29 protein-coding genes are annotated in these 26,136 nt (G+C 45.3%); 7 read left to right on the forward strand and 22 right to left on the reverse strand.

All coding sequences use genetic code 11. The features are described 5' to 3' along the window. Positions 1-43 precede the first annotated feature (43 nt). From CEF21_RS13270 to ilvA, 7 genes are all read right to left on the reverse strand, one after another. The gene (locus tag CEF21_RS13270; RefSeq protein ID WP_164462186.1) at positions 44-622 is read right to left on the reverse strand and encodes a YpmS family protein; all 579 of its coding nucleotides are present in this window, start codon (positions 620-622) and stop codon (positions 44-46) included. A gap of 10 nt (positions 623-632) precedes the next feature. After that, the gene (locus CEF21_RS13275; protein ID WP_164462187.1) at positions 633-1,421 is read right to left on the reverse strand and encodes an SGNH/GDSL hydrolase family protein; all 789 of its coding nucleotides are present in this window, start codon (positions 1,419-1,421) and stop codon (positions 633-635) included. A gap of 115 nt (positions 1,422-1,536) precedes the next feature. After that, positions 1,537-2,040, reverse strand: coding sequence for an SCO family protein (locus CEF21_RS13280; RefSeq protein ID WP_123920228.1), 504 nt, complete (start codon positions 2,038-2,040; stop codon positions 1,537-1,539). Positions 2,041-2,153: 113 nt separating this feature from the next. After that, on the reverse strand, positions 2,154-2,996 hold the full coding sequence (locus tag CEF21_RS13285) for a DegV family protein (RefSeq protein WP_123917098.1): 843 nt from the start codon (positions 2,994-2,996) through the stop codon (positions 2,154-2,156). A 201-nt stretch (positions 2,997-3,197) separates the two neighbouring features. Beyond that, positions 3,198-3,449: a DUF2535 family protein gene (locus CEF21_RS13290; RefSeq protein WP_123917100.1), complete on the reverse strand. Its 252-nt coding sequence runs from the start codon at positions 3,447-3,449 to the stop codon at positions 3,198-3,200. Positions 3,450-3,510: 61 nt separating this feature from the next. Beyond that, positions 3,511-4,188, reverse strand: a complete 678-nt coding sequence (locus CEF21_RS13295; RefSeq protein WP_123917102.1) for an SOS response-associated peptidase — start codon at positions 4,186-4,188, stop codon at positions 3,511-3,513. 13 nt (positions 4,189-4,201) lie between these two features. Beyond that, on the reverse strand, positions 4,202-5,476 hold the full coding sequence (ilvA, locus tag CEF21_RS13300; RefSeq protein WP_123917104.1) for a threonine ammonia-lyase IlvA: 1,275 nt from the start codon (positions 5,474-5,476) through the stop codon (positions 4,202-4,204). Between the two features lie 315 nt (positions 5,477-5,791). Between ilvA and CEF21_RS13305 the strand changes: the two genes are divergently transcribed. Next, positions 5,792-6,013, forward strand: coding sequence for a hypothetical protein (locus CEF21_RS13305; RefSeq protein ID WP_123917106.1), 222 nt, complete (start codon positions 5,792-5,794; stop codon positions 6,011-6,013). A 175-nt stretch (positions 6,014-6,188) separates the two neighbouring features. Here the strand turns inward: CEF21_RS13305 and iadA are convergent, their stop codons facing one another. Next, on the reverse strand, positions 6,189-7,361 hold the full coding sequence (gene iadA / locus CEF21_RS13310; protein WP_123917108.1) for a beta-aspartyl-peptidase: 1,173 nt from the start codon (positions 7,359-7,361) through the stop codon (positions 6,189-6,191). A gap of 166 nt (positions 7,362-7,527) precedes the next feature. On the opposite strand from iadA, the gene CEF21_RS13315 reads away from it, so the two are divergent. Together CEF21_RS13315 and trhA are read left to right on the forward strand one after the other, a co-directional pair. Further along, entirely contained in the window at positions 7,528-9,558 is a 2,031-nt protein-coding gene (locus tag CEF21_RS13315) for a sigma-54 interaction domain-containing protein (protein ID WP_123917110.1), read from the forward strand. A 15-nt stretch (positions 9,559-9,573) separates the two neighbouring features. Further along, complete coding sequence (gene trhA, locus CEF21_RS13320; protein WP_123917112.1) at positions 9,574-10,215, forward strand: PAQR family membrane homeostasis protein TrhA; 642 nt, start codon at positions 9,574-9,576, stop codon at positions 10,213-10,215. Positions 10,216-10,630: 415 nt separating this feature from the next. Here trhA and CEF21_RS13325 read toward each other — a convergent pair whose 3' ends face one another. Beyond that, positions 10,631-11,119 carry a dihydrofolate reductase gene (locus tag CEF21_RS13325; protein ID WP_123917114.1) on the reverse strand — a complete coding sequence of 163 codons (489 nt, stop codon included), beginning with the start codon at positions 11,117-11,119 and terminating at the stop codon, positions 10,631-10,633. Continuing rightward, positions 11,116-11,910: a thymidylate synthase gene (locus CEF21_RS13330; RefSeq protein WP_123917116.1), complete on the reverse strand. Its 795-nt coding sequence runs from the start codon at positions 11,908-11,910 to the stop codon at positions 11,116-11,118. The genes CEF21_RS13325 and CEF21_RS13330 overlap by 4 nt, the downstream gene beginning before the upstream one ends. A 112-nt stretch (positions 11,911-12,022) precedes the next feature. On the opposite strand from CEF21_RS13330, the gene CEF21_RS21730 reads away from it, so the two are divergent. After that, a complete protein-coding gene (locus tag CEF21_RS21730) occupies positions 12,023-12,151 on the forward strand; it encodes a hypothetical protein (protein ID WP_277423903.1) in 129 nt (42 codons plus the stop codon). 45 nt (positions 12,152-12,196) lie between these two features. Here the strand turns inward: CEF21_RS21730 and CEF21_RS13335 are convergent, their stop codons facing one another. The 12 genes from CEF21_RS13335 to CEF21_RS13390 form a co-directional block, all read right to left on the reverse strand. After that, the gene (locus tag CEF21_RS13335; protein WP_123917118.1) at positions 12,197-12,970 is read right to left on the reverse strand and encodes a TerC family protein; all 774 of its coding nucleotides are present in this window, start codon (positions 12,968-12,970) and stop codon (positions 12,197-12,199) included. A gap of 84 nt (positions 12,971-13,054) precedes the next feature. After that, a complete protein-coding gene (locus tag CEF21_RS13340; RefSeq protein WP_123917120.1) occupies positions 13,055-13,585 on the reverse strand; it encodes a phosphatidylglycerophosphatase A family protein in 531 nt (176 codons plus the stop codon). A 19-nt stretch (positions 13,586-13,604) separates the two neighbouring features. Beyond that, positions 13,605-14,159 carry a YpjP family protein gene (locus CEF21_RS13345; protein WP_123917122.1) on the reverse strand — a complete coding sequence of 185 codons (555 nt, stop codon included), beginning with the start codon at positions 14,157-14,159 and terminating at the stop codon, positions 13,605-13,607. 253 nt (positions 14,160-14,412) lie between these two features. Next, a complete protein-coding gene (locus CEF21_RS13350; protein ID WP_123917124.1) occupies positions 14,413-14,541 on the reverse strand; it encodes a YuzL family protein in 129 nt (42 codons plus the stop codon). A gap of 28 nt (positions 14,542-14,569) precedes the next feature. After that, positions 14,570-15,343 carry a class I SAM-dependent methyltransferase gene (locus tag CEF21_RS13355; protein WP_123920230.1) on the reverse strand — a complete coding sequence of 258 codons (774 nt, stop codon included), beginning with the start codon at positions 15,341-15,343 and terminating at the stop codon, positions 14,570-14,572. 67 nt (positions 15,344-15,410) lie between these two features. Continuing rightward, positions 15,411-15,845: a BrxA/BrxB family bacilliredoxin gene (locus tag CEF21_RS13360; protein WP_123917126.1), complete on the reverse strand. Its 435-nt coding sequence runs from the start codon at positions 15,843-15,845 to the stop codon at positions 15,411-15,413. 105 nt (positions 15,846-15,950) lie between these two features. Next, on the reverse strand, positions 15,951-17,657 hold the full coding sequence (gene ilvD / locus CEF21_RS13365) for a dihydroxy-acid dehydratase (RefSeq protein WP_123917128.1): 1,707 nt from the start codon (positions 17,655-17,657) through the stop codon (positions 15,951-15,953). A 157-nt stretch (positions 17,658-17,814) separates the two neighbouring features. Beyond that, a complete protein-coding gene (locus tag CEF21_RS13370; protein WP_123920232.1) occupies positions 17,815-18,942 on the reverse strand; it encodes a conserved virulence factor C family protein in 1,128 nt (375 codons plus the stop codon). A 67-nt stretch (positions 18,943-19,009) separates the two neighbouring features. After that, positions 19,010-19,624, reverse strand: coding sequence for an HD domain-containing protein (locus CEF21_RS13375; protein ID WP_123917130.1), 615 nt, complete (start codon positions 19,622-19,624; stop codon positions 19,010-19,012). Positions 19,625-19,755: 131 nt separating this feature from the next. Further along, entirely contained in the window at positions 19,756-20,253 is a 498-nt protein-coding gene (locus CEF21_RS13380; RefSeq protein WP_123917132.1) for a glutathione peroxidase, read from the reverse strand. Continuing rightward, on the reverse strand, positions 20,250-20,768 hold the full coding sequence (locus CEF21_RS13385; RefSeq protein ID WP_123917134.1) for a hypothetical protein: 519 nt from the start codon (positions 20,766-20,768) through the stop codon (positions 20,250-20,252). The genes CEF21_RS13380 and CEF21_RS13385 overlap by 4 nt, the downstream gene beginning before the upstream one ends. Then, positions 20,768-22,453, reverse strand: coding sequence for a formate--tetrahydrofolate ligase (locus CEF21_RS13390; RefSeq protein ID WP_277423904.1), 1,686 nt, complete (start codon positions 22,451-22,453; stop codon positions 20,768-20,770). The genes CEF21_RS13385 and CEF21_RS13390 overlap by 1 nt, the downstream gene beginning before the upstream one ends. Positions 22,454-22,707: 254 nt before the next feature. On the opposite strand from CEF21_RS13390, the gene metA reads away from it, so the two are divergent. The 3 genes from metA (at position 22,708) to CEF21_RS13405 (ending at position 26,048) form a co-directional block, all read left to right on the forward strand. Next, the gene (metA, locus tag CEF21_RS13395; RefSeq protein WP_123917136.1) at positions 22,708-23,631 is read left to right on the forward strand and encodes a homoserine O-acetyltransferase MetA; all 924 of its coding nucleotides are present in this window, start codon (positions 22,708-22,710) and stop codon (positions 23,629-23,631) included. A gap of 200 nt (positions 23,632-23,831) precedes the next feature. Then, on the forward strand, positions 23,832-24,992 hold the full coding sequence (locus CEF21_RS13400) for a diglucosyl diacylglycerol synthase (RefSeq protein WP_123917138.1): 1,161 nt from the start codon (positions 23,832-23,834) through the stop codon (positions 24,990-24,992). 63 nt (positions 24,993-25,055) lie between these two features. Next, complete coding sequence (locus tag CEF21_RS13405; protein WP_123917140.1) at positions 25,056-26,048, forward strand: metal-dependent hydrolase; 993 nt, start codon at positions 25,056-25,058, stop codon at positions 26,046-26,048. Positions 26,049-26,136: the final 88 nt, after the last annotated feature.

Below are 26,136 nucleotides of genomic sequence, written 5' to 3' on the forward strand. Positions count from 1 at the left end.
TATTATCCGGCAAATGACCTATTTCGTCAACCCTTTCCCGACCTTAATCCTTAAGGGGCACAAATAGTTCAAAGCGGATGACATCGTTCTTCAAATCAAATTTCTCCGCTTTGGCTCTGTAGTTGTTGCTTAATTGAATATCGGTTAAATCCACGTCAATCGAGTGATTTTTTTCATTAATATGAACAAACTCCGGAAGCGTATAGGACGTGCTGATATAGTTCAGAACAAAAGAGACGGGGATGTCTAGTTTCCCGATTGAAAGATCTTCCACAAACAATCTCATATTCCCATCTTTTTTTACAACGGGGGAAAATGTAATTTTCGCATCGATATCCTTTCCGAATGCTCTGATTCCTCCTGTAAAATACACTTTGTCTTCCAAATACACTTTATAATTATATTGATCCGCATTTGCTTCTTTCTTCAGATAATGATCAATCAGCTGATTGAGTGCCTCCTTCTTTGCCCCTACGTTCAAGGCGACTGCTTTGCCTTCTTTAATATCTTTTTGTGTTGGCGCATTTTGTTCAGCAGGAGAAAAAATCAGGATAGCGGCAATGCCGATTGCCGCTATGTTCACTGCAAGCAGAACGATGAACGCCCATTTCCATTTCTTCATTTCATGCCTCCTATCTTGATCCATCACGCCTCAAAATCGCTTCGTAAACTCTCTCTCCAATTAATGAATACCCTTGAGTATTCGGATGAAACGAATCTTTATAAAGCAGCCCTTCATTTGGATTATCATAAAGATCAGCAACTGGAACAAATTCGGCATTGCCATCCGCCTCAATCAGTTTTTTGGCAGCCCCATTCCAGTCTTCTACGACAACATCAATTTCCGAAAGCTCAGGCAGTGCAAATTTAAATGGATTATATAAGCCTGAATAGATAATTTTCGCATCGGGATTGTAGTGCCTGATCGTCTGAAAAATCGAATTCAGCCGCTCCTCATAGCCGGTCTGTGCTTTTTCAAATGGCTGCAGAGTCAAGTCGAATATATGATCTTTCACTACTTTCATGATATCGTTGCCTCCTATTGTGAGAAGGATGATATCCGATTCCTTCAGGGCATTTTTGACTTCTTTCTTCTGCAGTTTTTTCATCAGATCTGTCGTCTGATTTCCGAGAACAGCATAGTTATTGACGGCAACTGTATCAATTGTATTTAAATCGGACAATTTCGTTTTCACGACGCCCACATAACCCCCGTTTTTCGAATCGTCTCCTATACCGGCCGTTAAAGAATCCCCGATTCCCGTTATCGTCACATCGCCCTGTTTAATGGCCATTACGGGAGCTGCTTCTTTTTTTACAGCCGGTTTTTTATGGACAGGTTCCCTTGGACTGAGTGAAAATTGATCGCATCCGGCAAGCAGGACCATCAAGCTTGATAACCATATTAAAACCATTCTCATTATGTGTACTCCCTTCTGGCAGAAATCCATTCCATCCTTTCACCTATTACAAGCATAACGATAGGACGTGCTGTTCTTCAATCCTTTTGCCTATGAAAAAAAGAGACATCCAGCGCTATTGCTGCTGCAGCCTCTTCAAGTCTTTCATCATCTTGCCATACGGAGGATTCTCAACTCCGCTGTAAGACTGGACCACTTCCCCCTTTTTATTGACGAGGTAAAAGGAAGTCCCATGGATCACCTGATCCTCGGATTCAGGTTTTTTCACTAATGTTTTAAAACTTTTAAGGGAAAAGTCCTCAATTTCTTTTTGACTGTAGCCCGTCAGGAAATGCCAATTTTCAAATGAACTGCCAAACTGACGGGCGAACTGTTTTAATTTTTCAGGTTGATCGATGGAGGGATCTACACTGAATGAGACGATTTCCACCGGAACACCCTGACTTTCGGACATGTCCTGAAGCTTTTTCATATGGGCCGTCATTGGGGGGCACACGGTTGTGCAGCTTGTAAAAATAAAATTTGCGATCCATACTTTATCTTTTAAATCACTCAAGCCGAAAGGCTCACCCTCTTGATCTGTGAACCGGAAGTTTTCCACTGATGAAATAGATTTCATGCCGGAAGAAGCCGTGCTGCAGCCGGATAATAAAAGGGCGAATACTGCAATCCATAAAAATCCTGTTTTCTTCAAGAGGAATCACTTCCTGTCCATTTTTCTAAGCCGCACGTCTATTCAGCGAAGTACATGAACCCTATGGCTCCCTGTCCCGTATGGGTAGAGACTACAGGGGTCGTAAACGAAATATCAATCGGCAGGTCTGGTCTGATTTGCAGAAGGGCTTCTTTTAAATTATGTGCAAGTTCCGATGCATCTGCATGAGCAATTCCTATTGCTTTGGCGGTTTTCCCCTTTATATCCTCCCCAAACTGTTTGGCAAGGTATTTAACAATTTGCGAGTGGCTTCGGACCTTCGCTACAGGGGTATACACACCATCCTGCAGACTCGCAATGGGCTTGATATTCAGTAAGGAACCAATCATCGCCTTGCCCCTTCCGATTCTCCCGCCTTTGACGAGATTCTCAAGGGTATCCACGGTGACAAACAGCCTGGATGCGTCTTTGATGGTTTTCAATCTCTCCAGAATTTCTTCCTTTGTAGAGCCTGCTTCCGCCATTTTGGCGGCTTCGAGCACTTGGAACCCTAGTGCTTTGGAAATAAACTGCGAATCAATGACCGTGATGTCGCCTTCAGCCATCGCAGCCGCGCTTTCAGCAGTCTGAAACGTTCCGCTCATTCCGGAAGTTAAATGAATCGAAATAATCTGATCTGCTTCCTTCAGAAGTTCTGTATAGGTTTCGACGAATTTGCCGATCGCAGGCTGGGAGCTTTTTGGGAGTTCAGATGCTTCCGCCATTTTTTTCATGAATTCCTCAGGGGTAATATCTACCCGGTCAATATACGTTTCCCCATCTATATGTATCGTTAAAGGTATCACTTTAATGTTGTGTTTCTGAATCAAGGCTGGATCTAAATCTGTAGTTGAATCTGTTACAATCACGATTTTTTTCAAAATGTCACTTCCCTATCTCTATCATTAAGAAGTATTATACAGATTGTTCGAATGGTTTCAATAAAAATCATGAAATAATAAAAGAACAAATCAGAATTTATGAACAAAGCAGTCAAAATACCGCGTATCTTCTGCGTTTTTCAAAGGAATTTATCTTTCCTGTTACGGCCGCAAAAAAAAGAGAGATCTCTCAAGATCTCTCTAAGCATTATTCTGTAATACTTCAGATTGAAAAATTGCTTCATATTCCGGCCATTTTAAAACTTTCTTGAGATAATCCCGGAAAGAATATACGCTTCTCGGTTCAGGTTCAGCATGCAATCTTGTCAGATAGGCCTGCAGTCTTGCCTGAATCAAAAAAGTGTACCTGGAATCTTTCACCATGACAGGAATCTCTACAACCTTAACCTTCTGTCCATCCATCCGTTTGAACTCTAGGCTTTTGAATAGCAAAATATCAATCCTCTTTTTCACCCGTTTGCTTTATTATACTCCATTTTCCTATCGAAGTCTGTCAAATTGTGCTTGCGGCAAGAAAATTTCTAACAGAATTTATGCAAGCCTGTTCATTATTGGCAGCGGAATTGATGAGCGTCGATACTTGATAGGCTTTCATTTCTTCCGCGGGCAGCGGCCTAAGCATCCTGACCGCCTTCTCTGTCTCCAGTTCCAGCCAGCCGAAAGCTTCTCCATATTCCAGGATGACGGGCATTCGATCATGGATGTCTTTGACCCTTTCATTTGCAGCTGTTGTGATCACGGTACATGTGACGAGTTCATCCTCTTCATCACGCCATCTATCCCACAAACCAGCGAATGCAAATGGATTTCCGGAGCGAAGCATAAATCTGTAAGGAATTTTGCCGGACTCTGTTTTCTTCCATTCATAAAAGCTGTCTGCGAGAATCAGGCAGCGTTTCCGGTCAAGAAGGTGCTTAAAACTTGGTTTTTCAGCGATTGTTTCAGCCCGGGCATTAATAAAACCGGTACCCTGGCGCTTTTTCGACCATGATGGGATGAGCCCCCAGGTTAAGCTCCCCGCCTTATACTCCCCATTTCTCCCTGCCAGCGCCAGCACTTTTTGAGAGGGTGCGGCATTGTAGGTTTTTCCCAAGAAACCATCTTCCCTGTTCATGACGGGAAAATAGTCAAAAATCTCATCGCCGTACGTCTGGGTAAATCTCCCGCACATCCTGGCCCTCCTCTTAAATCAGCAAATGAAACAGCTGTTCATCTTTGTTAACTTCTGTGTAATGGAAACCCTTCTCATCCATGTTCGTGATCAGGGTAGAATAATCCCGTTTGTCTTTTAATTCAATTCCCACAAGGGCGGGGCCATTCTCTTTATTATTTTTTTTCGTGTATTCAAACCGGTTGATATCGTCATTCGGGCCTAATACATCATGCAGAAATTCCCTGAGCGCTCCTGCCCTTTGCGGAAAGTCCACAATAAAATAGTGCTGAAGGCCTTCATAAATCATCGACCTTTCTTTAATTTCCTGCATCCTGCCAATATCATTATTCCCTCCGCTTACAACACATACGACATTTTTCCCTTTAATTTCATCTCTGCAGAAATCAAGGGCCGCAATGGTAAGCGCTCCTGCAGGCTCCGCGACAATGGCATTGTCGTTATAAAGCTCTAAAATGGACGTACATACCTTTCCATCCGGAACGAGCACCGTATCATGGCAAAAACTCCCGGCAATGCTGAAGGTTTTCTCGCCTACCCGCTGAACCGCTGCTCCGTCTACAAATTTGCTGATGGAGGGCAGCGTAACCACTTCTCCTGCCGCTCTTGCTTCTGAAAAGGAGGCAGCACCTTCAGGTTCGACTGCCATTATTTTTGTGTGAGGGGAAACGGCCTGGAAATAAGTCCCGATCCCGGAAATCAGACCGCCTCCGCCCACACTGGCAAATACATAGTCCACAGGTGCATCCGAATCGTTTAACACTTCAACGGCCACGGTCCCCTGGCCGGCAATGACCTCTTCATCGTCGAAAGGATGGATGAAGGCACTCCCCTCTTCATCACAGCATTTGACAGCCTCATGGTATGCATCATCGAACGTATCTCCGCACAAAATAATGTCAGCAAAACCATTGGAGAATTTCTCCACCTGGTTCACTTTTTGCCTTGGTGTTGTGGTCGGCATAAAAATTTTCCCTTTCACTCCCAGTGCGCTGCAGGAATAGGCCACACCTTGTGCATGATTTCCTGCACTGGCGCAAACGACTCCATTGATAAGCTGGGATTCACTGAGCGATTTCATCTTGTTGAAGGCTCCCCTGATTTTAAAAGAGCGGACAAGCTGGAGGTCTTCCCTTTTTAGATATACGTTGCATTGGTACTGTTCAGAAAGCTGACGATTCAGCTGAAGGGGCGTATGAATGACGACATCTTTAAGCAGGTGATGTGCCTTCAGAATCGATTCCACATGGACAATAGGCGAGACATTCGCTGAAGCTGACGGGTTCATGGCAAAATTCCTTTCTGATACTCTATTTAATTTGCCATTATAGCACGAATATTCAAAATATAAAGTCGTTTTGAGCAAAACAGGATTGATTTACTGGGTAAAGGGGAATTTTTATTACAGCTCTGTTGTACTTGGCTGATGATAGAAGAAGCGTTCCCTTATCATTTGGCAGGCGGGTAGCCTGCTATTGGCTTCGCCGCTGCGGGATTTCACCGGTCAGCTGCTTGAATCAGGAGTCTTCCGCCCCCGCTTCAAACGGTAGAGAAAAAAACAACACCATGCTTTCACATAGTTCTTATTAAAGGAGGAATTTCATTGGAATATCTGCTTAAGAGCAAGTCAAGTGCCATTCCATGTCTTATTGAAGTGGATTCGGATAGCCGCGTATACATGGTACGCAATGCAGATACAAGCGGGAAAGGGTTTAATACAAAGGAAGAGCTGCTTCATTGGGTCTCTCAAAACTGGAAGCCGGAAGATTTCGAACAGCCCGGGCAGCTCCGGGAAGTATTGGAAGCTCTGCACGCAGAGGAATAGAAAGGATTGGGAAGAGTGCCGAGCTCTTGTTGAGAGCGGCAAACCTGGTTGGCCTTGGCAGGAAGCGGCGGAGTTCTCCGCCCTTTTTGCTTCTTTCAGCCTGATGTATAAGCAAAACAGGGAAACACTTAGAACGTGTCCCCCATTTTAAGAGCCTTTTTAGCCGGAACCTCTATTATTCGAATGTCCCCTTAACCTTCATTTCCCCCTCTTGCATCATGAGCCTGCCTTTTGAGAAAACCGAGTTGATGAATAGAGTTTCTTTATCCGCGATGACAAGATCCGCATCAAGCCCTTCCTCAATCCTTCCTTTATGCGGCAGCTTAAGTATAGCCGCAGGATTTGAAGTGATCACTTTAATGGCAGTCTCCACAGGGATCTGTTCAATCAGGATAGCGTCCCTGACCTCTCTGTATAGAGAGGAGACGTCTCCTATCTGAAGGCCAATTAAGTCTCCGTTTTCATTAAAATCAGGAAGGCTTGCCTGTGCGTCGGATGTAAACGTAATGGATTCCGCCGGAACTCCTTCGTCGAGCATGCGCCTTAATCCTTCGCTGCATTTCACCTCGCCCTGGTCGAGAAAACGCTGGACAGTACTGGTCGTAAAATCAACGATCCCCCCGTTTTTGGCATATTCAATGCCGGCTTGAAATAACTCCCCGTTCCGGTTGATGTGGGTTGGATAAAACGTTTTGAGAGGGATGTCTGTATGTTCACAAACCTCTTGGATTAAATCGAGTCTGCCCTTTCCATCCCCGACATGAATATTCACAATCCCTGCTTTTCCTGAAAGCATCCCTCCAATCCGGGCAGCAGAGGCTACTTTGGCGAGTTCCTGCCAGGTTGGCTGGGAAGAACGGTGGTCACTAATGGCAATTTCGCCGCAGCCAATGACTTTATCGATCAGAATCAGATCATCTTCAATCTTGCCGGTGAGTGTCCTTACCGGAATCTGATAACTTCCCGTATGTACAAAGCAGGTAATTCCTTCTTCATCCAATGCCCTGGCTTTTGCCAGCAGAGCACTCATCGTTCTCGTTGTGCCATCTGTCCCAATGACGCCGACAATGGTGGTGACACCGGCAAAAATAGCAGAGCTTAATTGGAGTTCGGGTGTTCTCGTTTTGTAGCCCCCTTCGCCGCCGCCTCCGATAATATGAACGTGGGAATCGATAAAACCGGGAAAAACCAATTTCCCTTCCGCATCGATTGTTCTGCTTACATATTCCTCAGGAAAAATCGTGCCGGGTTCCCGAATAAATGCTATTTTCCCGCCAGCCAGGATGATATCTTTTTTTCCCCGGTATCCGGGCGCATACACTTCTCCATTTTTGATTAATTGAATCATGTTGTCAGGACCTCCAGTCTTTAATGATTTTATATCTAGCAAGAATCGTGCCACACTCCAAAAGGGCCGAAAGCTAAACTTTTGGCCCAATTTATTTTTATTGGGTTCAATTAGTTCTAATTGGGTGTTATAATGCAATTGTACACACAGACAGGAGCGATTATCTTTGAAGAAAAATGAACTAATGCTGATTACCGGGACGGAACAAACAAAAATGGCTTTATATGAACAGCTCCTGGAACAATTTAAAGATTATCTGTCCATTACGGCGTATTCCCTTGAAAAAGGACTTCCCGGTTCCATCCATACTGATACCGTTTTGCTTTCATCTCCTGATTTGAGAGAAGAAGTTACTCCCCTCCTGTCAAATGACAGCGGCGTGATAGAAGCCGTCCGGACGATTCGCACAGAAAATCTCGAGCCTCTTCTTCACATGCCCGGCGGGTCGAACGTCCTTGTAGTAAGTGATACAGCAGATACGGCGTCGGAACTGATTTCACAATTGAAGGAACTTGGCATTCATCATGTTCATTTCATACCGTACGAACCGGATAAACTGTACATACAGGATGCAGATCTCATTATTTCACCCGGCGAAATGCATCTGGCACCGGACGGTTCACCGATGAAACTGGACATTGGTGTCCGTTTGATAGGTTTTCCCACCATTCAGCAGCTTGTTAACCGTTTTGACCTTTCTTTTCTTAATTCCATTTTAACAGAACGGCAAATGAAACAGGCTTTCAGTATGCAGCAGAAACTGACGGATGCTAAAACAGCGGCTATAACGGCCGAAAAGAATCTCGAGCTCGTGGTAGATCAGGTGGGCGAAGGAGTCATCGGGGTACGGAATGGATTTATTACCGTTTTCAATTCAACTTGCGAGACAATTTTTCAAATAAAAAGATCAGATATGATACAGCAGCCAATCCAGCACTCCCCCCTTCCCGATTCCGTCGCCGCTTATGTGATGAATGGCTCTGATCCATTTCAGCTCTTCCAAATTCACGGACTGGAAGCGGCCATATACCGAAAAGAATCTAACGGTATAATCACCGCCACAATCAGCCGGGTAAGTAAAGCGGCCGAAATCAATGAAGCCGCTGCGATTGAATGGCGGAAAAAAGGCTTCACCGCTAAATATACATTTGACCACATTATCGGGGAACACCCCGCAATCAAAGATACGGTCAGTACAGCTAAAAAGCTAGCGATCTCTGATTTGCCGGTTCTTATTGAAGGGGAAACCGGTACGGGAAAGGAATTATTCGCTCAGGCAATCCATAACGGTTCCGGGAGACGGACCGGTCCTTTTGTCGCTGTGAATTGCAGTGCTCTTTCACCTTCGCTCTTCGAAAGCGAACTTTTCGGATATGAAACCGGAGCCTTTACAGGTGCACAAAGAGGCGGCAAAAAAGGATTGTTCGAACAGGCAGACGGGGGAACGCTTTTCCTCGATGAAATCGGAGATGTTTCTCAAGAACTCCAGGCGAGTCTTCTCCGCGTGCTGCAGGAAAAGGAAATCAGACGGATCAGCGGCACCCGGAATGTAGCCGTCGATGTCCGGATTGTCGCCGCCACAAACATGAATTTAAGAGAAAAAATGGCCGAAGGAGCTTTTCGGGCGGATCTTTTCTACCGCTTAAATGTCTTTTCGATTCAGATCCCTCCTCTCCGGGAACGCAAGACGGATATTCCTATCCTTGCAGAAGAATTTCTGAAACGGAGCGGGACGATGACCAGAATGGATACAAAAGTGATGGACATGTTAAAGAAAGAAGATTGGGACGGAAATGTCAGGGAGCTGAAAAATTCAATCGATTATATGCTTGCCGTATCAGACGGGAAAACGATTCATCTTCATGACCTGCCGGGAAAAACGGGAACGAAGCAAAAGAAAAAAGAAAAGGAAGCTCCAGCCATCAAATTAACGCTTATGGATAAGCAGGAATACGTATTCATTCTCGAAACCATCAGGATTTCGAATGAAAACGGAGAGCCCGCCAGCAGGAGAATCATCTCCGAAATCAGCAAATCAGGCCCCATCCCCCTTACCGCACAGCAGGTCAGGCACAGGCTTGACTTCCTGGAAAAGCACAGCTATGTAACAAAAGGGCGGGGACGGGCCGGCACGAAAATCACACTGGAAGGAATGGACTTCCTTCATTCACTGAAATCTCATCTTGGAAACGATTAAAAGGAGCTGAACGGCATGGATTTTTCTATTAAAGAGGAAGTGGCCAATGCGATTACCCATGGCATCGGTGTTTTGCTAAGCATACCGGCACTGGTTTATCTGATTTTGTTTGCAGTCTGGTATGGTGATACCATCAGTCTGGTGAGTTTCACCATTTTTGGATCCTCCATGATCCTTCTCTATCTGTTTTCCACGCTCCTTCACAGTATTCAGCATAAAAAGGCGAAGCATATCTTCGCCATTCTTGATCACTCTGCTATTTATATTCTGATTGCCGGGACGTACACCCCCCTGCTACTTGGCCCTTTACGCGGCACATTCGGCTGGTCGCTGCTGATCATTATCTGGAGCCTTGCCGCTGCAGGCGTCATCTTTAAAATCTTTTTTGTCGACCGGTTTGTCGTTCTATCCACCCTTTTCTACATTTTGATGGGCTGGCTCGTTATTATTGCCGCGAAGCCGCTATATGAATATTTGTCGATGGAAGGGTTCATGCTCCTCTTGTTTGGCGGGATCCTGTATACAGTAGGCTCCATTTTTTATGTATGGAGAAAGATTCCTTATCATCACGCAATCTGGCATCTCTTCGTGCTCGGAGGCAGCGCATCTATGTTTTTCTGCATCCTGTTCTATGCTGTGGATGTGCCGTTTATTTAACATCCGCTCCTATACGGGCTGCTCGTTTCCGGAGGACGAAGCTTCTGCACGAGTTTTCTTCGCTGCAGTATAAGTCTTGCTATAAAAATAAGGCTGGGACATAACTAAAATTATTGTCCTTAAGTCGAATATTTCTTTTGAAAAAAGCATAAAAAAAATAAAACCGAACTATTACGAAGCTCTATACCAGAGTTTCAAATAATAGCTCGGTTTTTTTCGCTATATTAAAGCCTGGTGATGATTTTTTACACGCTGTTGATTGAAGCGGAAGGCGTGAGACTCCTGCGGGAGCAGCGGGACAGGTGAGACCCCGCAGGCGCAAAGCGGCGAGGAGGCTCACCGCCCGCCCCGCGGAAAGCGAGCGCCTGCAGCGGAAATTAACAGCCAAGTTTAACAGAAACCTTTCGTCCCAGCCTCATTTGATTCGTTTCAGCTCAAGGAATTCATACGTATAAGGGTTCTTCTCGTCTTTTATCCCGCGTTCCTTTGATACCGTTTCCCATTCGGTTTCATTAAACGGCGGGAAAAATGTATCACCGTCAAACGAATGGTGAATGAGAGTGACATACATTTTTGTACAGTGAGGGAGCATTTCTTCGAAGATTTTCGCTCCTCCGATAACAAAAAGTTCACGCCCTTCTTCTTCCAGCAGAGGAATTTCTTTAACCGAGCGAAGAATCTCGCACCCTTCTGCATGGAAATCCGGGTTTGAGGTGACCACTATATTTCTTCTCCCCGGCAGCGGTCTGCTCCCCATGGATTCAAACGTTTTCCTTCCCATGACAACAGGAGAGCCTATAGTTGTTCTTTTAAAATGAGCGAGATCGGCAGGCAGTTTCCATGGCAAATCATTGTTCCTGCCGATGACCCTTTGCTCATCCATTGCAAAGATAAATGAAATCAAACGCTGACAGCTCCTTTAATATGAGGATGGGACTCATAGTTTTCCAGGGTGAAATCTTCGTATGTAAAATCAAAAACAGATGTGACCTCCGGGTTCAGTTTCATGGAAGGCAGCGGCTTTGGTTCCCGCTCCAACTGCAGTTTCACCTGATCCAGATGGTTTTGATAAATATGGACATCTCCAAAACTGTGAATGAATTCCCCGTACTGCAGACCGGAAGTATGAGCCATCATCATCGTGAGAAGAGCATAAGAGGCAATATTAAATGGAACACCTAAAAATACATCCGCTGAGCGCTGATACAGCTGACAGGATAGCCTGCCATCAGAAACGTAAAACTGGAACAGGCAGTGGCATGGGGGCAGTGCCATATTCGGAATGTCCGATGGGTTCCAGGCGCTGACGATCAGCCGCCTTGAATCAGGATTATGTTTCAGATCATGGACAACGTTTGCAATCTGATCGATTGTTTCGCTTCCTGCCCCTCTCCAGGAACGCCACTGGGCTCCGTAAACCGGACCGAGTTCTCCATTCTCATCTGCCCATTCATTCCATATTCTCACACCGTTTTCCTGAAGGTAGGCAACATTCGTATCTCCATTCAAAAACCAAAGCAGTTCATGGACAATTGATTTCAGGTGAAGCTTTTTCGTCGTTACCAGCGGAAAGCCTTCGTTTAAATCAAATCTCATCTGATAGCCAAATGTGCTGATTGTCCCTGTACCGGTCCGGTCTTCTTTTGCTTTTCCGTTCTCCAGCACGTGCCGGCAGAGGTCTAAATATTGTTTCATCTTCACACGTCCTTTCATTAACATTCATTGATTCATTCTAACATATTATGAGGTATGGAAGGGTCCAAAATCGTAAAGGATGATACTAACCTGCCATCAAGGAAGTGACACCATGCGAAGAAGAGCGAAGCAAGAAGAAATCGAAAAAGTCATTGGGTATATGGGCAGCTCCCGCTTTTTATTAGCAGACGGATTGGTCAGTGCCGGACTGATTGCGCTTTTCCTATATTTGTTCCATTAAAAAAGAGCCGGGGCTCTCCGCCCCGGCTCTTTGATGCATATACTCTTAATTCGTTTTTTCCTGACGGCTGTTTTTCATTTTATGAATGATAAACGTACCGATAAACATGACAACAATCAGGATGAAAAATGCTGAGTGAGGCAGTTCAATATGCGCCACACTCAACGCCATTTTCACGGCAATGAGCAGAATAAGCACATACGCAGTTGTTTCGAGCTCAGGGATCTTTTCAATGAGCTTGACGAAAACTCCAGCGATTCCGCGCATCATCAGTACTCCGAGCATTCCGCCCAGAAGCAAGACCCAAACTTGATCACTTACTCCGAATGCTGCAAGGACACTGTCTACCGAAAAAGCGATATCCATTAGTTCAACAGCGGCAACCGTACCCCAGAACTGTCCGAAAAGACGGGTAAAAATGCTTCCTTTCGTCAGTTTCGCAGCATCTTCCGCGTCATCTCCATCCGCTTCGTTCCGCTTGTCAATGAAGTATTTGATGGCAAGCCATGCGAGGTATGCCGCTCCTAAAAGCTTGACCCACCAGAGCTTGATCAAAAATACTCCGACTCCGATCGCAATAAAACGGAAAATATACGCTCCAATCAGACCGTAAAATAATGCCTTTTTCCGCTGATCTTCAGGAAGCGGCCGGACCATAACGGCCAGCACCAGGGCATTATCAGCTGATAAAAGCCCTTCTAATATTACCAGGGTAAGAATTAATCCCCAGCTTGTAGGGCTTGTCAGTACTTTGCCCCACATTTCCCAGTCAAAAAACTGGGCATACGTGTCTACAAAAGCATTTAATAATTCATTCATTATGACGACAAAACCTCCTAAGATTCGAGCAACACTTCTATCATTATACAAGATTTGGACTCTCTTGTTAAGAAGAAAGGCGGTCTAGCTTCCGATCATTTGCTCTGACTGATCTTCTTCTTCTTTATCACGGCTTCTGTGGGCCATTCTGCTCGCTGCCGCTGCGGCGAGGGCAGCCACAATATCATCAAGGAACGTGTTTACTCTGTCTTCTTTATGTTCGTCTAACTCTTTTATTATGCCAAACTTCTCTTTATCCAAAAAGCCAAAGTTGGTCAGGCCGATTGAACCATATACATTGACAATGGAAAGCGGAATAATCTCATCAATCCCATATAAGGGCTCGTCCGTTTCCACTAGATGCTGGAGCGGCTGCGGAAGGAGTTTTTTCTCTGCCAGTTCATCAAGTGCCAGTCCGGTTAACACCGCATGGACAATTTCACGTTTACTGAGAACCCGTTCTACATTGTATACACAATCTTCGTGTGTAAGCGCTGGGATGTACCGCTCCTGGAGGCGGAATACAATGTCTCCGATATCTTCTAACGAAACACCCCGGTCATGAAGCATACGGATCGTAATTGCCGTCATTTCCTTCATCGTATATTTCGCCATACAGCCTGATCGCCCCTTTTTAGTGAGTCATCCATGCGGGAGGAGTGTTCCTGTCCCAGTATATCCTGCCCAGTTCATGATGCTGTTCAAACGAATCCCGGTACATATGATAATGAAAATTAAACCAGTAGCCATCTCCCGGAGGGTGGTCTACGCGTACGTGAAATCGGATGACATCCTGCCCTGAGATCCGGTCATAAATATGAAAGATTTTTTCGCTTCTTCCTGATCCGGGCTTCTCACTGATGACGAGATTCATTGACTCTTTTTTGGTTAGTTCCTGTTCCATGACCTTTTCAATTTCCGGAAGAATTACCGCATCAAATTCCTTTTCTATAACCGGACCAATCCGGCTGCCGAATTTTTGATGCGTTTGTTCCTTTGCCAGCTGTTTAAACTGTAATAGATCCGGCTCGTATATTTCCGTATTTTGCGGATCCAGCTGCTTAGGATAGACCGCCTCCGGCACCTCTCTGGAATTTTCTTCTGCAAGCAGAACAGCAGGAGGCGCAACCATACCAAGAGTAACAATAGAAAACAGGGCTACAAGCGTTTTTTTAAGCCATTTATTCATGGTTTTCCTCTCCTAAGCTTATTCTCTACTATTTTATCACAGCCGAAAGAGAATCACCTTATTTAAGTAAGGAAAACGCTTTAATTACCAGGGGTAATCCTTTACAATATATGTATGGACGATGGCAAGGGGGAGAGGTTATGTACGAAGCACTGCTGATCACCGCAAGTTTCATTACGCTTATTTATATGATTATGATGGAAATTACTGATTAACAGCAAAAACCCGGAGCATGCTCCGGGTTTTTCCCGTATTACATTTTTTTTGCTTTTGAGGATGACGAGCTTTTTTCTTTCCCCAATTCCACGTTCGAAGTTCCCTGTCCCTCAGTGGCAGGTGAACCAAGCTGTGCTTTAGACGGATCCGCTTTTTTGCGTGACATTTCCATCACCTCCGAATCCAAGTATTGCCTAATCTTCTATTTCTAACACCCCAAAGTGGAAGGAAGCCGCGCGCCGTTTGAGCTGGGTAAACCCCCATTTCTCAAAGCGCCCGCTCTTCCAATGGTCTTTTAAAACCACCCTTTCTTTTGCCACCCTTTTTGCCTGTTCAAGAACAGATTCATTTAAATCATGATATAAAGCAATCTGTTTTAAAGGGCCCATTCCTTCAGATGCAACCTCTTCTTCAAACATTGGATCAAAATAAACGATATCGAACGAATCATCTCCGCATGACTGCAGGTAATCGAGATGATTGGCATGAATCACGTCGACCCTTCTCATCGCGCTCGAAATCTCTTCAAGGCCGGCATCCCATTTCTTCAAACCGTGTCCGACAATGACAGCCATTTCCCTGTTGCCTTCGACACCTGTCACCCTGCCTGTTTTCCCCGCCGCATACGAGGCCACGATGCTATCCGATCCGAGCCCAAGCGTACAATCCAGCACCTTTTTCCCCTCGCATATTCCAGCGGCCTCCAGATAGGGATCGCGTCCGCCTTCAATCAGTCTTTTAATGCGGAACATCGCAGAATTTGGATGAAAAAAGAATGGTTTCTCATCTAATGAACTGTAAAGCTCTACACGGTCCACTCCAACAACGAGCACAGGCTCGCCGCATTGAAGCATGGAAGCGATCGACCTCCTGTTTCGCGCCTCGAAGCGGGCATTAAGCGTACTTGCCATTTCTGCCGCCGCCGCTTCAGCTGCTATAAAATTCTTCATCACCGTTGTAATAATCAATGGTTCAACGTCCCTTTGCAAAAAAATCGGGATGGCTTCGCTGATCGGCCACCCCGTTTGTCCTCCCTCAGCAGTTCTTTTCAAATGCCTGCTCAAGATTGGTCATAATTTCTTCAATTGTAAACCCTTCGATTTCATGTCTCGGAATAAAATGAACGACTTCTTTTCCTTTAAGAAGAGCCATCGACGGAGAGGATGGTTCAAGCCCGTCAAAATAATCTCTCATTTTCGCTGTAGCTTCCTTATCCTGACCGGCAAACACGGTAACGAGATGGTCGGGCTTGCGTTCTGAATTTAATGCCGCCTGAGTAGCTGCCGGTCTTGCCAGTCCAGCCGCACAGCCGCATACTGAATTTACAACAACGAGCGTGGTTCCCTCGGCCGATTCCATGTATTCCGTTACTTCTTCTTCACTCAAAAGCTCCCTGAAACCCGCAGTAGTCAGTTCTGCCCTCATTGGCTTTACCATTTGACGCATATATTCTTCATATGCCATAGACATGTTTTTATACCCTCCTGAAACAGTCGCTTAGGGAGGCAGCCGCAGTACGGCTGTCAACCCTTTCTGAGTTCAAGAATACTATAGAAAAATGAACGTGGCAAACGATTAGAGCTTTACCTGCTCTTTTGAAGATTCAAACAGATCGGTTACCGCTCCCTTGGACGAACAGGAAACCGTTCTTGCATACTTCCCGAGAACCCCTCTCAAAAGCTGCTGCGGTGCCGTCCACTGGGACTTTCTTTTTTCAAGGTCTTCCTTTGAAACATGCATGGTCAATTCTCTTTTTTCACTGTCTACCGTAATTAAATCACCTGTTTTCAGAAGGGCAATCGGACCGCCTGTTTGCGCTTCCGGAGCAATATGGCCGACGACCAGTCCGTGTGTTCCGCCTGAGAATCTGCCGTCTGTCAGAAGCGCCACCGATTCACCCAGTCCTTTTCCGACTAAAATGGCTGAAAGAGACAGCATCTCCGGCATGCCCGGTCCGCCTTTCGGACCCTCATAGCGAATCACGATGACATCTCCTGCAGCAACCTTTCCGCTTAAAACTGCTTCCGTCGCCTCTTCCTCACTGTCAAACACTTTTGCGGGACCCGTCAGACTGGTGACTTTAAGGCCCGATACTTTCGCAACGGCGCCATCAGGTGCCAAGTTGCCTTTAAGAATAACCAGCGGTCCTTCTGAACGGAGCGGATTCTCCAGTGGCATAATCACTTTTTGACCTTCCCGGAGCCCGTCCATTTCTTTTAAGTTCTCTGCAATGGTTTTCCCGGTAACGGTCAGGCAGTCCCCATTTAAATATCCATGTTCAAGGAGAAGCTTCATGACGCCCGGCACTCCGCCTGCTTCATGCAAATCCTGCATCACATATTTTCCGCTTGGCTTCAAGTCAGCTATGTGAGGAACTTTCTTTTGAATTCGTTCGAAATCATCAAGAGTCAGATCGACTTCTATGGCATTTGCAATCGCAAGGAGATGAAGAACCGCATTAGTGGAGCCTCCTAATGCCATCACCACCGTAATGGCATTTTCAAAGGCCGCCTTCGTCATGATGTCTTTCGGGTAAATATCCGCTTCAAGGAGGCGCAGGACCGCTTCTCCGGCCGTGTAGCAATCCTTTAGCTTATAATCGGATTCAGCCGGATTAGAGGAGCTGCCCGGAAGACTCATTCCAAGTGCTTCAATGGCTGATGCCATCGTATTAGCAGTATACATGCCTCCGCATGAACCCGCTCCCGGACAGGCATTGCACTCAATATTCCGAAGCTCCTCCCCGTCAATATCCCCTTTATTGTATTGGCCGACCCCTTCAAATGCGGAAACGATGTCAATGTCTTTTCCGTTCAGTTTTCCCGGTTTGATGGTTCCTCCATATACAAAAACAGAAGGAACTTCCGATCTGGCCATCGCAATCAGACAGCCCGGCATGTTTTTGTCGCAGCCCCCGATTGCGACATAGGCATCTAAATTCTCTGCCCCGACCACGGTTTCAATGGAATCTGCAATGACATCCCTGCTGGGCAGCGAATATCTCATACCTGCTGTTCCCATAGAGATTCCATCCGACACCGTAATGGTATTAAAAATAAGTCCCGCCCCGCCGGAATCCTTAATTCCTTCTTTAGCGCGGACGGCCAGTTGATCGATATGTATATTGCATGGTGTCACTTCACTCCACGTACTGGCTACCCCGACCATCGGTTTTTTGAAATCTTCATCCTCAAATCCTACTGCACGGAGCATCGCTCTGTTTGGTGCTCTTTTTGGATCCTCGCTCAGCTGTCTGCTTTTAATTCTAAGATCTTTTTTCATTGTAAGCTTCCCTCCTGCAATAATTGATTGTGTATTACTATAGAACGTTGACCGTCATATTGCAATAATATTCTTAAAATTTTTAATTAATTGTTATTTTATCAAAATCCAAAAAAGCGCACCTCCGCTTATCGGGGGTGCGCCAAGATGTCTCTGCTTATTCGCTTGTTTTTCTGCTCTCCGTCATCTGTTTCCAGACAGAACCCATCGCTTCTTCTCCGCCTTCAATTCTACCGATTGCGAGCTTGATTTGCATGCTGACTTCAAATTCAGGATCATCTTCTGCTGCCTTAAGGGCTTCAAGCGCCTGCTCATCGCCGACTTCATACAAAAACATCGCCGCTCTCCAGCGTACAAGTTTGTTTTTATCCTTTAAAGAAGCCATCATCGCAGGAATGGCTTTTGGATCGCCTATATCTGAGAGACAGTCTCCGGCTGTTCTCCGGACCGTCACGGATTTATCCTCCAGTGCTTTATACAGCAGCGGAAGAACGGCTTCATCCTCAATCATCCCTAGATAGACGACAGCAAGTCTTCGAATGGATGCTTTCTCATCACTTAAAGCTTTCCTTAATACATCCAGATCCTCTGCCTTTGGATCCATTTGCTCAAGATGGGCATAGCGTGCCGTCCATTCCGGCTCTTCCATCATTTCCTCCGTGACCTTATAGGCCGGACGGCTGATTGCCTGAACCCCTTCTTCTTTATTGATCATTTGCTGCGCGATGCGTTTTAGCCGTTCTTCCTTATAGGCGGCAGAGAGTTCTTCAACCATATCGTTTCCTATTTCATCCATATCACCGTAGCGGACCCCGTGGTCTTTCCAAACCCGGTTTAAAACAACGTTGGATGCATGCTGCTGGACAGAAAAGAGGATATCCTGAAATCGCTGCGGAAGGGCATATCTCTTTTCTTGCATACCGTCTGTCAGCTTCACCTGCATCGGAATGCCGTTATACATTTGAACGGACGCTTTGACTTCTCCGAAAGCATCATCAGCAGGTCCGGAAATCCCGTTTGCAGCTGGAGATTCGCCAAAGCACTCGCGTACATTGGAGAGGATTTCTTTCCAGTCATATTTGGCATTCCGCTCTACCGCCAAAAAGTCGGCAACATGATAGACGCCTTTAACCCCTTCCACCTGAAGGATATCCTGAATGACTTGCGGAGCATGTTCTGATTGATCTTTTTTGTAATTATTGCTCGTCCCTTTGGGCAGTTCCTCTGTTAAGATGATTTTCATCGTATTGGGACTTGGTGTCGGTTCAATTGTTTTAATATTCAGCACCGTTTAACCTCCTGATACAGGAATTTTTCTTTATTCTAACATAGGAAAGCGGATTGGTTCATGTTCAGGATTTCCCGCTCCACTCCCTGAAAAATGTCTGCAGATAAAGCTCCATAAAACGATGTCTCTCGTCTGCTTCTCTCTTTGCTGCTTCCGTATTCATTAAACCTCTTATCTTGAGCAGTTTATCATAAAAATGCTGAATGGCCGTGGCAGATCCCTGATCCGGCAGAGGATGATAAATGAGATGGCCTTTGCTCCCTGCATACGCAAAGGTGCGGGCAATTCCTATCGCGCCAATCGCATCAAGCCGGTCGGCATCCTGGACAATCTTTCCTTCAATGGAATCCGGAATGCTCTTGCCAGTCCCTTTGAAAGAAATGGTATCGATTATCCGAATAATTTCTTCAGCCTCCTCTTTTTGAACGGAGAATGAAGAAAGCAGCCCTTCGACTTCTTCCATCGTCATTCTCAGTTCCTCTTTCATTTTGCGGTCCGGAAGATCGTGCACTAAAGAGGCGAGCTCAATAATAAATGCATCTGTTCTGTACTCTTCAGCCAGTTGCAGGGCTGTTGTTCTGACTCTGTTAATATGCCACCAGTCATGGCCCGACCCTTCTTTTTCCAGACGCTCTTTCACGAACTCGCTGACAGCATAAATTATTTCTTCCTTATTCACGTAATCACTCTCCAAATGAAACCGATTTCCGGCTATTTTTAGGGAGACAGGAAAGAGTCCTGAAAACAAAAACCCGGGATGCCCTCCTCCCGGGTTTTTACATCATCCTCAGCAGAGCGCCCCTCTTTCGATCATCTCGAAGCAGGCTGTTCTGCCAGCAGCTGTTTTATAGACTCTTCTATATCTTTTGGATTTGTATTGGGAGAAAACCGTTTGACAGGCGTACCGTCCCGGCCGATGAGAAATTTAGTGAAATTCCACTTGACTCCTTCTGAACCGAGCATTCCCGGCAGAGCTTCAGTTAAATAGCTGAAAAGCGGATGGGCATTTTTCCCATTCACATCAATTTTTGCAAACATGGGAAAGGTTACCCCGTAGTTCAGCTCACAAAATGCCTCAATCTCTTCTTCCGTTCCAGGTTCCTGATTCATAAATTGGTTGCATGGAAAACCAAGAATTTCCAATCCGTCGCCCGAATATTGCTCATAAAGCTCCTGCAGCCCCTTCAGTTGAGGGGTAAACCCGCATTTACTGGCTGTATTAACGATTAAAAGAACTTTCCCTTTGTATTCGGAAAGCGGCTGCTGCGTCCCCTTAATGGTTGCAGCCTGAAACTCATATACGCTCATAGTCCGGCTCCTTTTTTATAATCGATCTTTTTCAGAGTGGTACATACTGATTCTACAACACTTTCTAAATCTCCTGCATGTTCTTCCGTAATCAGACGGTCAAAATAGATCGTCCATGTATGCTTGAATTGTTTCTTTTCTGCAAGCGGATTAAATGAAAGCTCTATGTCAACGGACACATCCTCCCCCCAAATTTCCCTAATGGATGTGAGAGGTTTTACATACCCGCTTTCAGAATCGGCCCATTGATAAAAGCTGATCTGGAGACTGCACCCGGCATAATCCGCTGTCTTCTTCCACTCTGTCTGAAGCTGATCCGCTATAATGGAAAGCTGAATTTCAGCTTCTGTTCCCGCCGGGTCTTCTTGAAAAGAGATGCTCCACGTCCTGGACATATCTGCCAGATTAACAAGGTCGTTTCTCGATTTCACCTCAATCAGTCCTTCAAGATCGAGATCATAAACCGCCCCTTCGAGAACAACCTTTAAATTATCAAATACGGTTGGATCAAACATTAGAACAGCCCTTTTGCCTTGCCGTGTTCATCTACATCCATATTAAGGGCGGCGGGTTTTTTCGGCAATCCTGGCATGGTCATGATTTCGCCTGTCTTGGCTACGATAAAACCTGCACCTGCTGATGCCTTCACTTCCCTTATTGTCACGGAAAAATGTTCCGGTCTGCCCAATTTTACAGGATCATCCGACAGTGAGTATTGTGTTTTCGCCATGCATACCGGCAAATGGCCCCAGCCGTTCTCCTGGATTTCAGCAAGCTGTTTTTTTGCTTTTGGAGTGAACGTTACACCTTCTGCGCCATATACTTTCACTGCTATTTTTCTTGCCTTTTCACTGAACGAATCTTCTTTGCTGTAAAGGGGAGAAAAAACCGATTTCTGTGCAGCAAGTTCATCTACAATTTTAGCGAGATCCGTTCCGCCTCTGCCCCCTTTTTCCCATACATCTGCTGCCGCACATGGGTGCCCATGTTCGCTGCACCAATTTTTCAGCAACGTGATTTCTTCCTCTGCATCTGCCGTAAAACGGTTAATCGCAACCACATAAGGAAGGCCGAATTCCTGAATCGTTTCAATATGCTTTTGGAGATTTTTGCACCCTTCAATCATAGCGCTCCCATTTGGTTTATGTAAGTCCGCTTTGCTGATTCCGCCATGCATTTTCAGTGCTCTGACCGTCGCAACAATGACAACCGCTGCAGGCTTAAGCCCTCCAGCCGGGGATTTAATGTTGAGAAATTTCTCGGCTCCCAGATCTGCACCAAATCCCGCTTCCGTCACTGCGTATTCTCCGAGCTTTAAAGCCGTTTTCGTTGCAATCATACTATTGCATCCGTGAGCTATATTGGCAAACGGTCCGCCGTGAATGAGGGCCGGTGTGTTTTCGATGGTTTGGACCAAATTCGGCTTAATGGCATCTTTAAGAAGAAGGGCAAGCGCTCCTTCAACACCGAGATCCCCTACGGTGACCGGCTTTCTTCCGGATGTGTAGCCGGCAATCATTTCAGAAAGGCGTTTTTTCAAATCCAAAAGATCATCCGCCATGCAAAGGACAGCCATTATTTCTGACGCTGCTGTTATGTCAAAATGATCTTCCCTGACCAGCCCGTTCGCAGATCCTCCAAGTCCGGTCACGACATTTCTTAATGCACGGTCATTCATATCAAGCGCACGTTTCCAGACAATTCTGCCCGGATCAAAGTCCAATTCATTTCCCTGATGGATATGATTATCAATAAAGGCGGATAGGGCATTATTGGCTGAAGTGATTGCGTGGAGATCTCCAGTAAAATGAAGGTTAATATCATCCATAGGAAGCACCTGTGAGTACCCCCCGCCTGCCGCTCCTCCCTTCAGCCCCATGACAGGTCCGAGGGAAGGTTCTCTCATGGCGATTACAGCTTTTTTGCCGATTTTGTTCAGCGCCTGTCCTAAGCCTACAGTCACTGTTGACTTGCCTTCTCCGGCAGGTGTAGGATTAATGGATGTAACAAGGATCAATTTTCCATCCTGGTCCTTTTTCAGTCTTGTTAACAGTTCATCTGAAAGCTTTGCCTTATACGGTCCATACAGCTCGAGCTCCTCTTCCTGAATGCCGAGCATTGAACCGATTTCCGCTATTTTTTTCATGCTTGATTTTGAAGCGATTTCAATATCAGATAATGCTTTTTTCTCTGCCGTCAAAAAACCATCTCCATTTTTAAGGTTTTAGTATGTTCTCAGTTCTTTTTACTTTCGCTCTAATTCTCTAAAAAACTTGGCTGCCGATTTCCGCTTAGGTGCTAAAAATCACCACTGCGGTTTAACATAGCCTTATATGAAGCCGTTCACATTGTATCATATTCCTTACCTGTACCGGCCCTGAAGTGATTGATAATGAGAGAAACCGATGACAGCCCGGCTGCTCATCTTAATCCAATAAGATCGGAGTGTTCCTCATGCCTATTAATATCCCCTCAAATCTTCCTGCTAAGGCTATTCTTGAAGAAGAAAATATTTTTATTATGGACGAACACAGGGCGGCGGCTCAGGATATCCGCCCTCTCGATATATTGATCCTGAATCTGATGCCCCAAAAAGAAAAAACAGAAACGCAGCTTCTCCGGCTGCTCGGCAACACCCCGCTGCAGGTCAATATCACCTTTCTTCATATGAAGTCCCATACATCGAAAAATGTGGAACCGCGTCACCTTGAAGAATTCTATACGACATTTGACCACATCCGGCACAGGAGTTTTGACGGGCTGATCATTACCGGAGCGCCTGTGGAGCAGATGCCGTTTGAAGAGGTATCCTACTGGGAAGAGCTGCAGCAGATTCTGCACTGGAGCTCGAGTCAGGTGACCTCCACCCTGCATATATGCTGGGGTGCACAAGCCGGTCTCTACTTTCATTACGGTGTGGAAAAAGTGCCGCTTGAAACGAAATGCTTCGGAATCTTTGCCCATACCGTCAAAGCCCCTTCTGAAAAACTTGTCCGGGGCTTTGATGAAGAATTCTATGTTCCGCATTCCAGGCATACAGATATATCAAAAGAACAAGCTCTATCAAATAAAGATCTGATTATTCTTTCTGAGTCCGACGAGGCCGGCGTATGCCTCTTAAAGTCAAGAGACGGGAAAAGGATCTTTCTGACCGGCCATCCGGAATATGATGCCTATACGCTTGATGAGGAATACAAAAGAGATCTTCATCGCGGGATTCCTATCAGCCTTCCGCTGCATTATTATAAAAATGACCAGCCTGAAAACGGTCCTTTATTCCGCTGGAAATCTCATGCAAGCCTTCTTTTTTCAAATTGGCTCAACTATTATGTCTATCAGGAAACTCCATTCGACTGGAAACATACGAATGGTAATTAAATGTAAGTCCTAAAAAGATATACCATGAAATTCCTGTATTTGTTAAAATAAGAGCATGGTTATGTTCGTTTCCCGTGAATATAACAAAGATTTAACATTATTTTTATATTAGCAGGATATGAATATGTTACTCTATATAGTAAATTAAAGAGTATTGCAAAAGAAATGTGAGTGTTTTTATATTGATTGAGGTGAAAACGTTGAGATCCAAACAAAAGGTTTTGATTCTGACGGCCAAGTATGGAAACGGGCATGTTCAGGTAGCAAACACATTGGTGAATCATTGCAGAAACATGGGAATAGAAAATGTGATTGTTTGTGATCTATATAATGAATCACATCCTGTTTTTTCAGAAATCACCCAGTATCTGTATTTAAAAAGCTTCTCAATCGGAAAACAATTCTACCGCTTGTTCTACTACGGAGTAGACAAAATGTACAATAAACGAATGATGAATCTTTATTATAAAATGGGGCACAAAAGGCTTCATGAAATTATCTTAAAAGAGGATCCTGATATTATTATTAATACGTTTCCGATGATTGTCGTACCGGAGTACCGCAGAAGGACGGGAACGGTTATCCCTACATTTAACGTCATTACAGACTTCTGCCTTCATAAGATATGGGTGCATGAAAACATTGACAAGTATTATGTAGCGAACGAGCATGTGAAAGAAAAGATTGTCAGTCTCGGAATCCGGCCATCTGCCGTGAAAGTCACGGGGATTCCAATCCGTTCTCAATTCGAAGAAGAATTGGACCATGACCAGCTGATGGAGAAATACGAACTCGATCCCAATAAAAAGACTTTATTAATCATGGCTGGTGCCCATGGAGTTCTGAAAAATGTCAGAGAGCTTTGCCAGTCTTTTCTCCAGTATGATCATCTGCAGACGATTGTCGTCTGCGGGAAAAATCAGGTGCTGAAGGACAGCCTCACTCCCCTTGCCAATGCGTATCCGAAGCAAATTAAAGCACTTGGCTATGTAGAGCGTGTCGATGAGCTTTTCCGGATCAGCTCCTGCATGATCACGAAACCAGGAGGCATAACATTAAGTGAAGCATCGGCCATCGGGCTTCCGGTCATTTTATATAAGCCCGTACCAGGCCAGGAGAAAGAGAATTCCATTTTCTTTGAAAATAAAGGAGCTGCCGTTGTCGTCAATAAATACGAAGAGATTCAGGAAAGTGTAGACTACCTGATGAAAAATGAGCACCTTCTCGCCAATATGAAAACGAATATTAAAAAGCTTCACCACGCAAACTCTGCAGACGTCATTTTGGATGACATTATGGATGAAGCGATCCATATCATGAAAGAAAACGAGAAAAAGATGAAGGGTTCCGTGAATTATTAATTTTCCCCTTCTTCATTGGCTTCTGGATGCTTTGGGAAATTTCTTGCATCTTGGAGGATAAAAATGGATACAAGCACACACATCGCAATGGGGTTCGGTCTCGCCGGGCTTTCTTCTCTGGATCCTGCTGTCGCAGCAGATCCCGTTCTGGCACATGCTATTCTTGCAGGAACACTGCTCGGGTCAAATGCGCCTGATTTCGATTACGCTGTTAAACTTTTTAAAGGCGAGGGAGCGTACTTGAGGCATCATCGTGCCCGTTCCCATTCAGTGCCGGCATGGATCATATGGAGTGTCCTGCTTACAGCATGCATCTGGCCTTTTTTTTCGGGGATTGATCTTTCCCGGCTTTTCGGATGGACATTCGCTGCCGTTCTCATTCATGTTTTTGTGGATTTATTTAACTCCTACGGTACACAGGCGGGACGTCCCTTTTCAAAAAAATGGATTACCTTTGACGCGATTTATATTTTTGATCCTTTCATCATGCTTCTTCATATCATCGGTTTTGCTCTTTGGGGCGGCGGCCTGCCTTCCGGCCAAGTGTTCGCCGCCGTATATACCGTCATGATTCTCTATATGCTTCAAAGGCTTTTTGCTTCCAGAAAGGTCAAGGGGAAAGCTGAAGCCCAAATTGCCTCTGAATTTAAGAAAGTCAAAGCGATTCCGACCATTCGCTTTGGAATATGGCATGTATGTGCCGAATCGGAAACGGCTTTTATGACGGGTGAATACCGGCATGGACAGTTCACGTGGATTCATACGTTTAAAAAAACCAGCCTCTCCTCTCCCGTTATACAAGCCGCTCTGAGCGATCCGAATGTCCAGCACTTTCATGTGAATGCTGAAATGGCTCATGCCATCCTCTGGAGAAAAACGGATGGGTACGAGGTCAGATGGTTTGATGTAAGGTATAGAACGAAACAGCACTATCCTTTTATGGCCATTGTCCACGTAGACTTCGATTTGAGAATTGCACAGTCCAAAACAGGCTGGCTTCATCATATCCAAACACTTGAACAGCCAGAAGCCTTAACTGAATCCGTATCCCATTAAGAGGTGCTGTTAAGCTTTTAGAACCCCCCGTTCACTGAACGGGGGGTTCTTTTTGTAAAAATTAGTTCATCCTCAAAGTCCTTGCATG

The organism is Bacillus sp. FJAT-42376 (assembly GCF_003816055.1).
Lineage (GTDB): Bacteria > Bacillota > Bacilli > Bacillales > Bacillaceae > Metabacillus_B.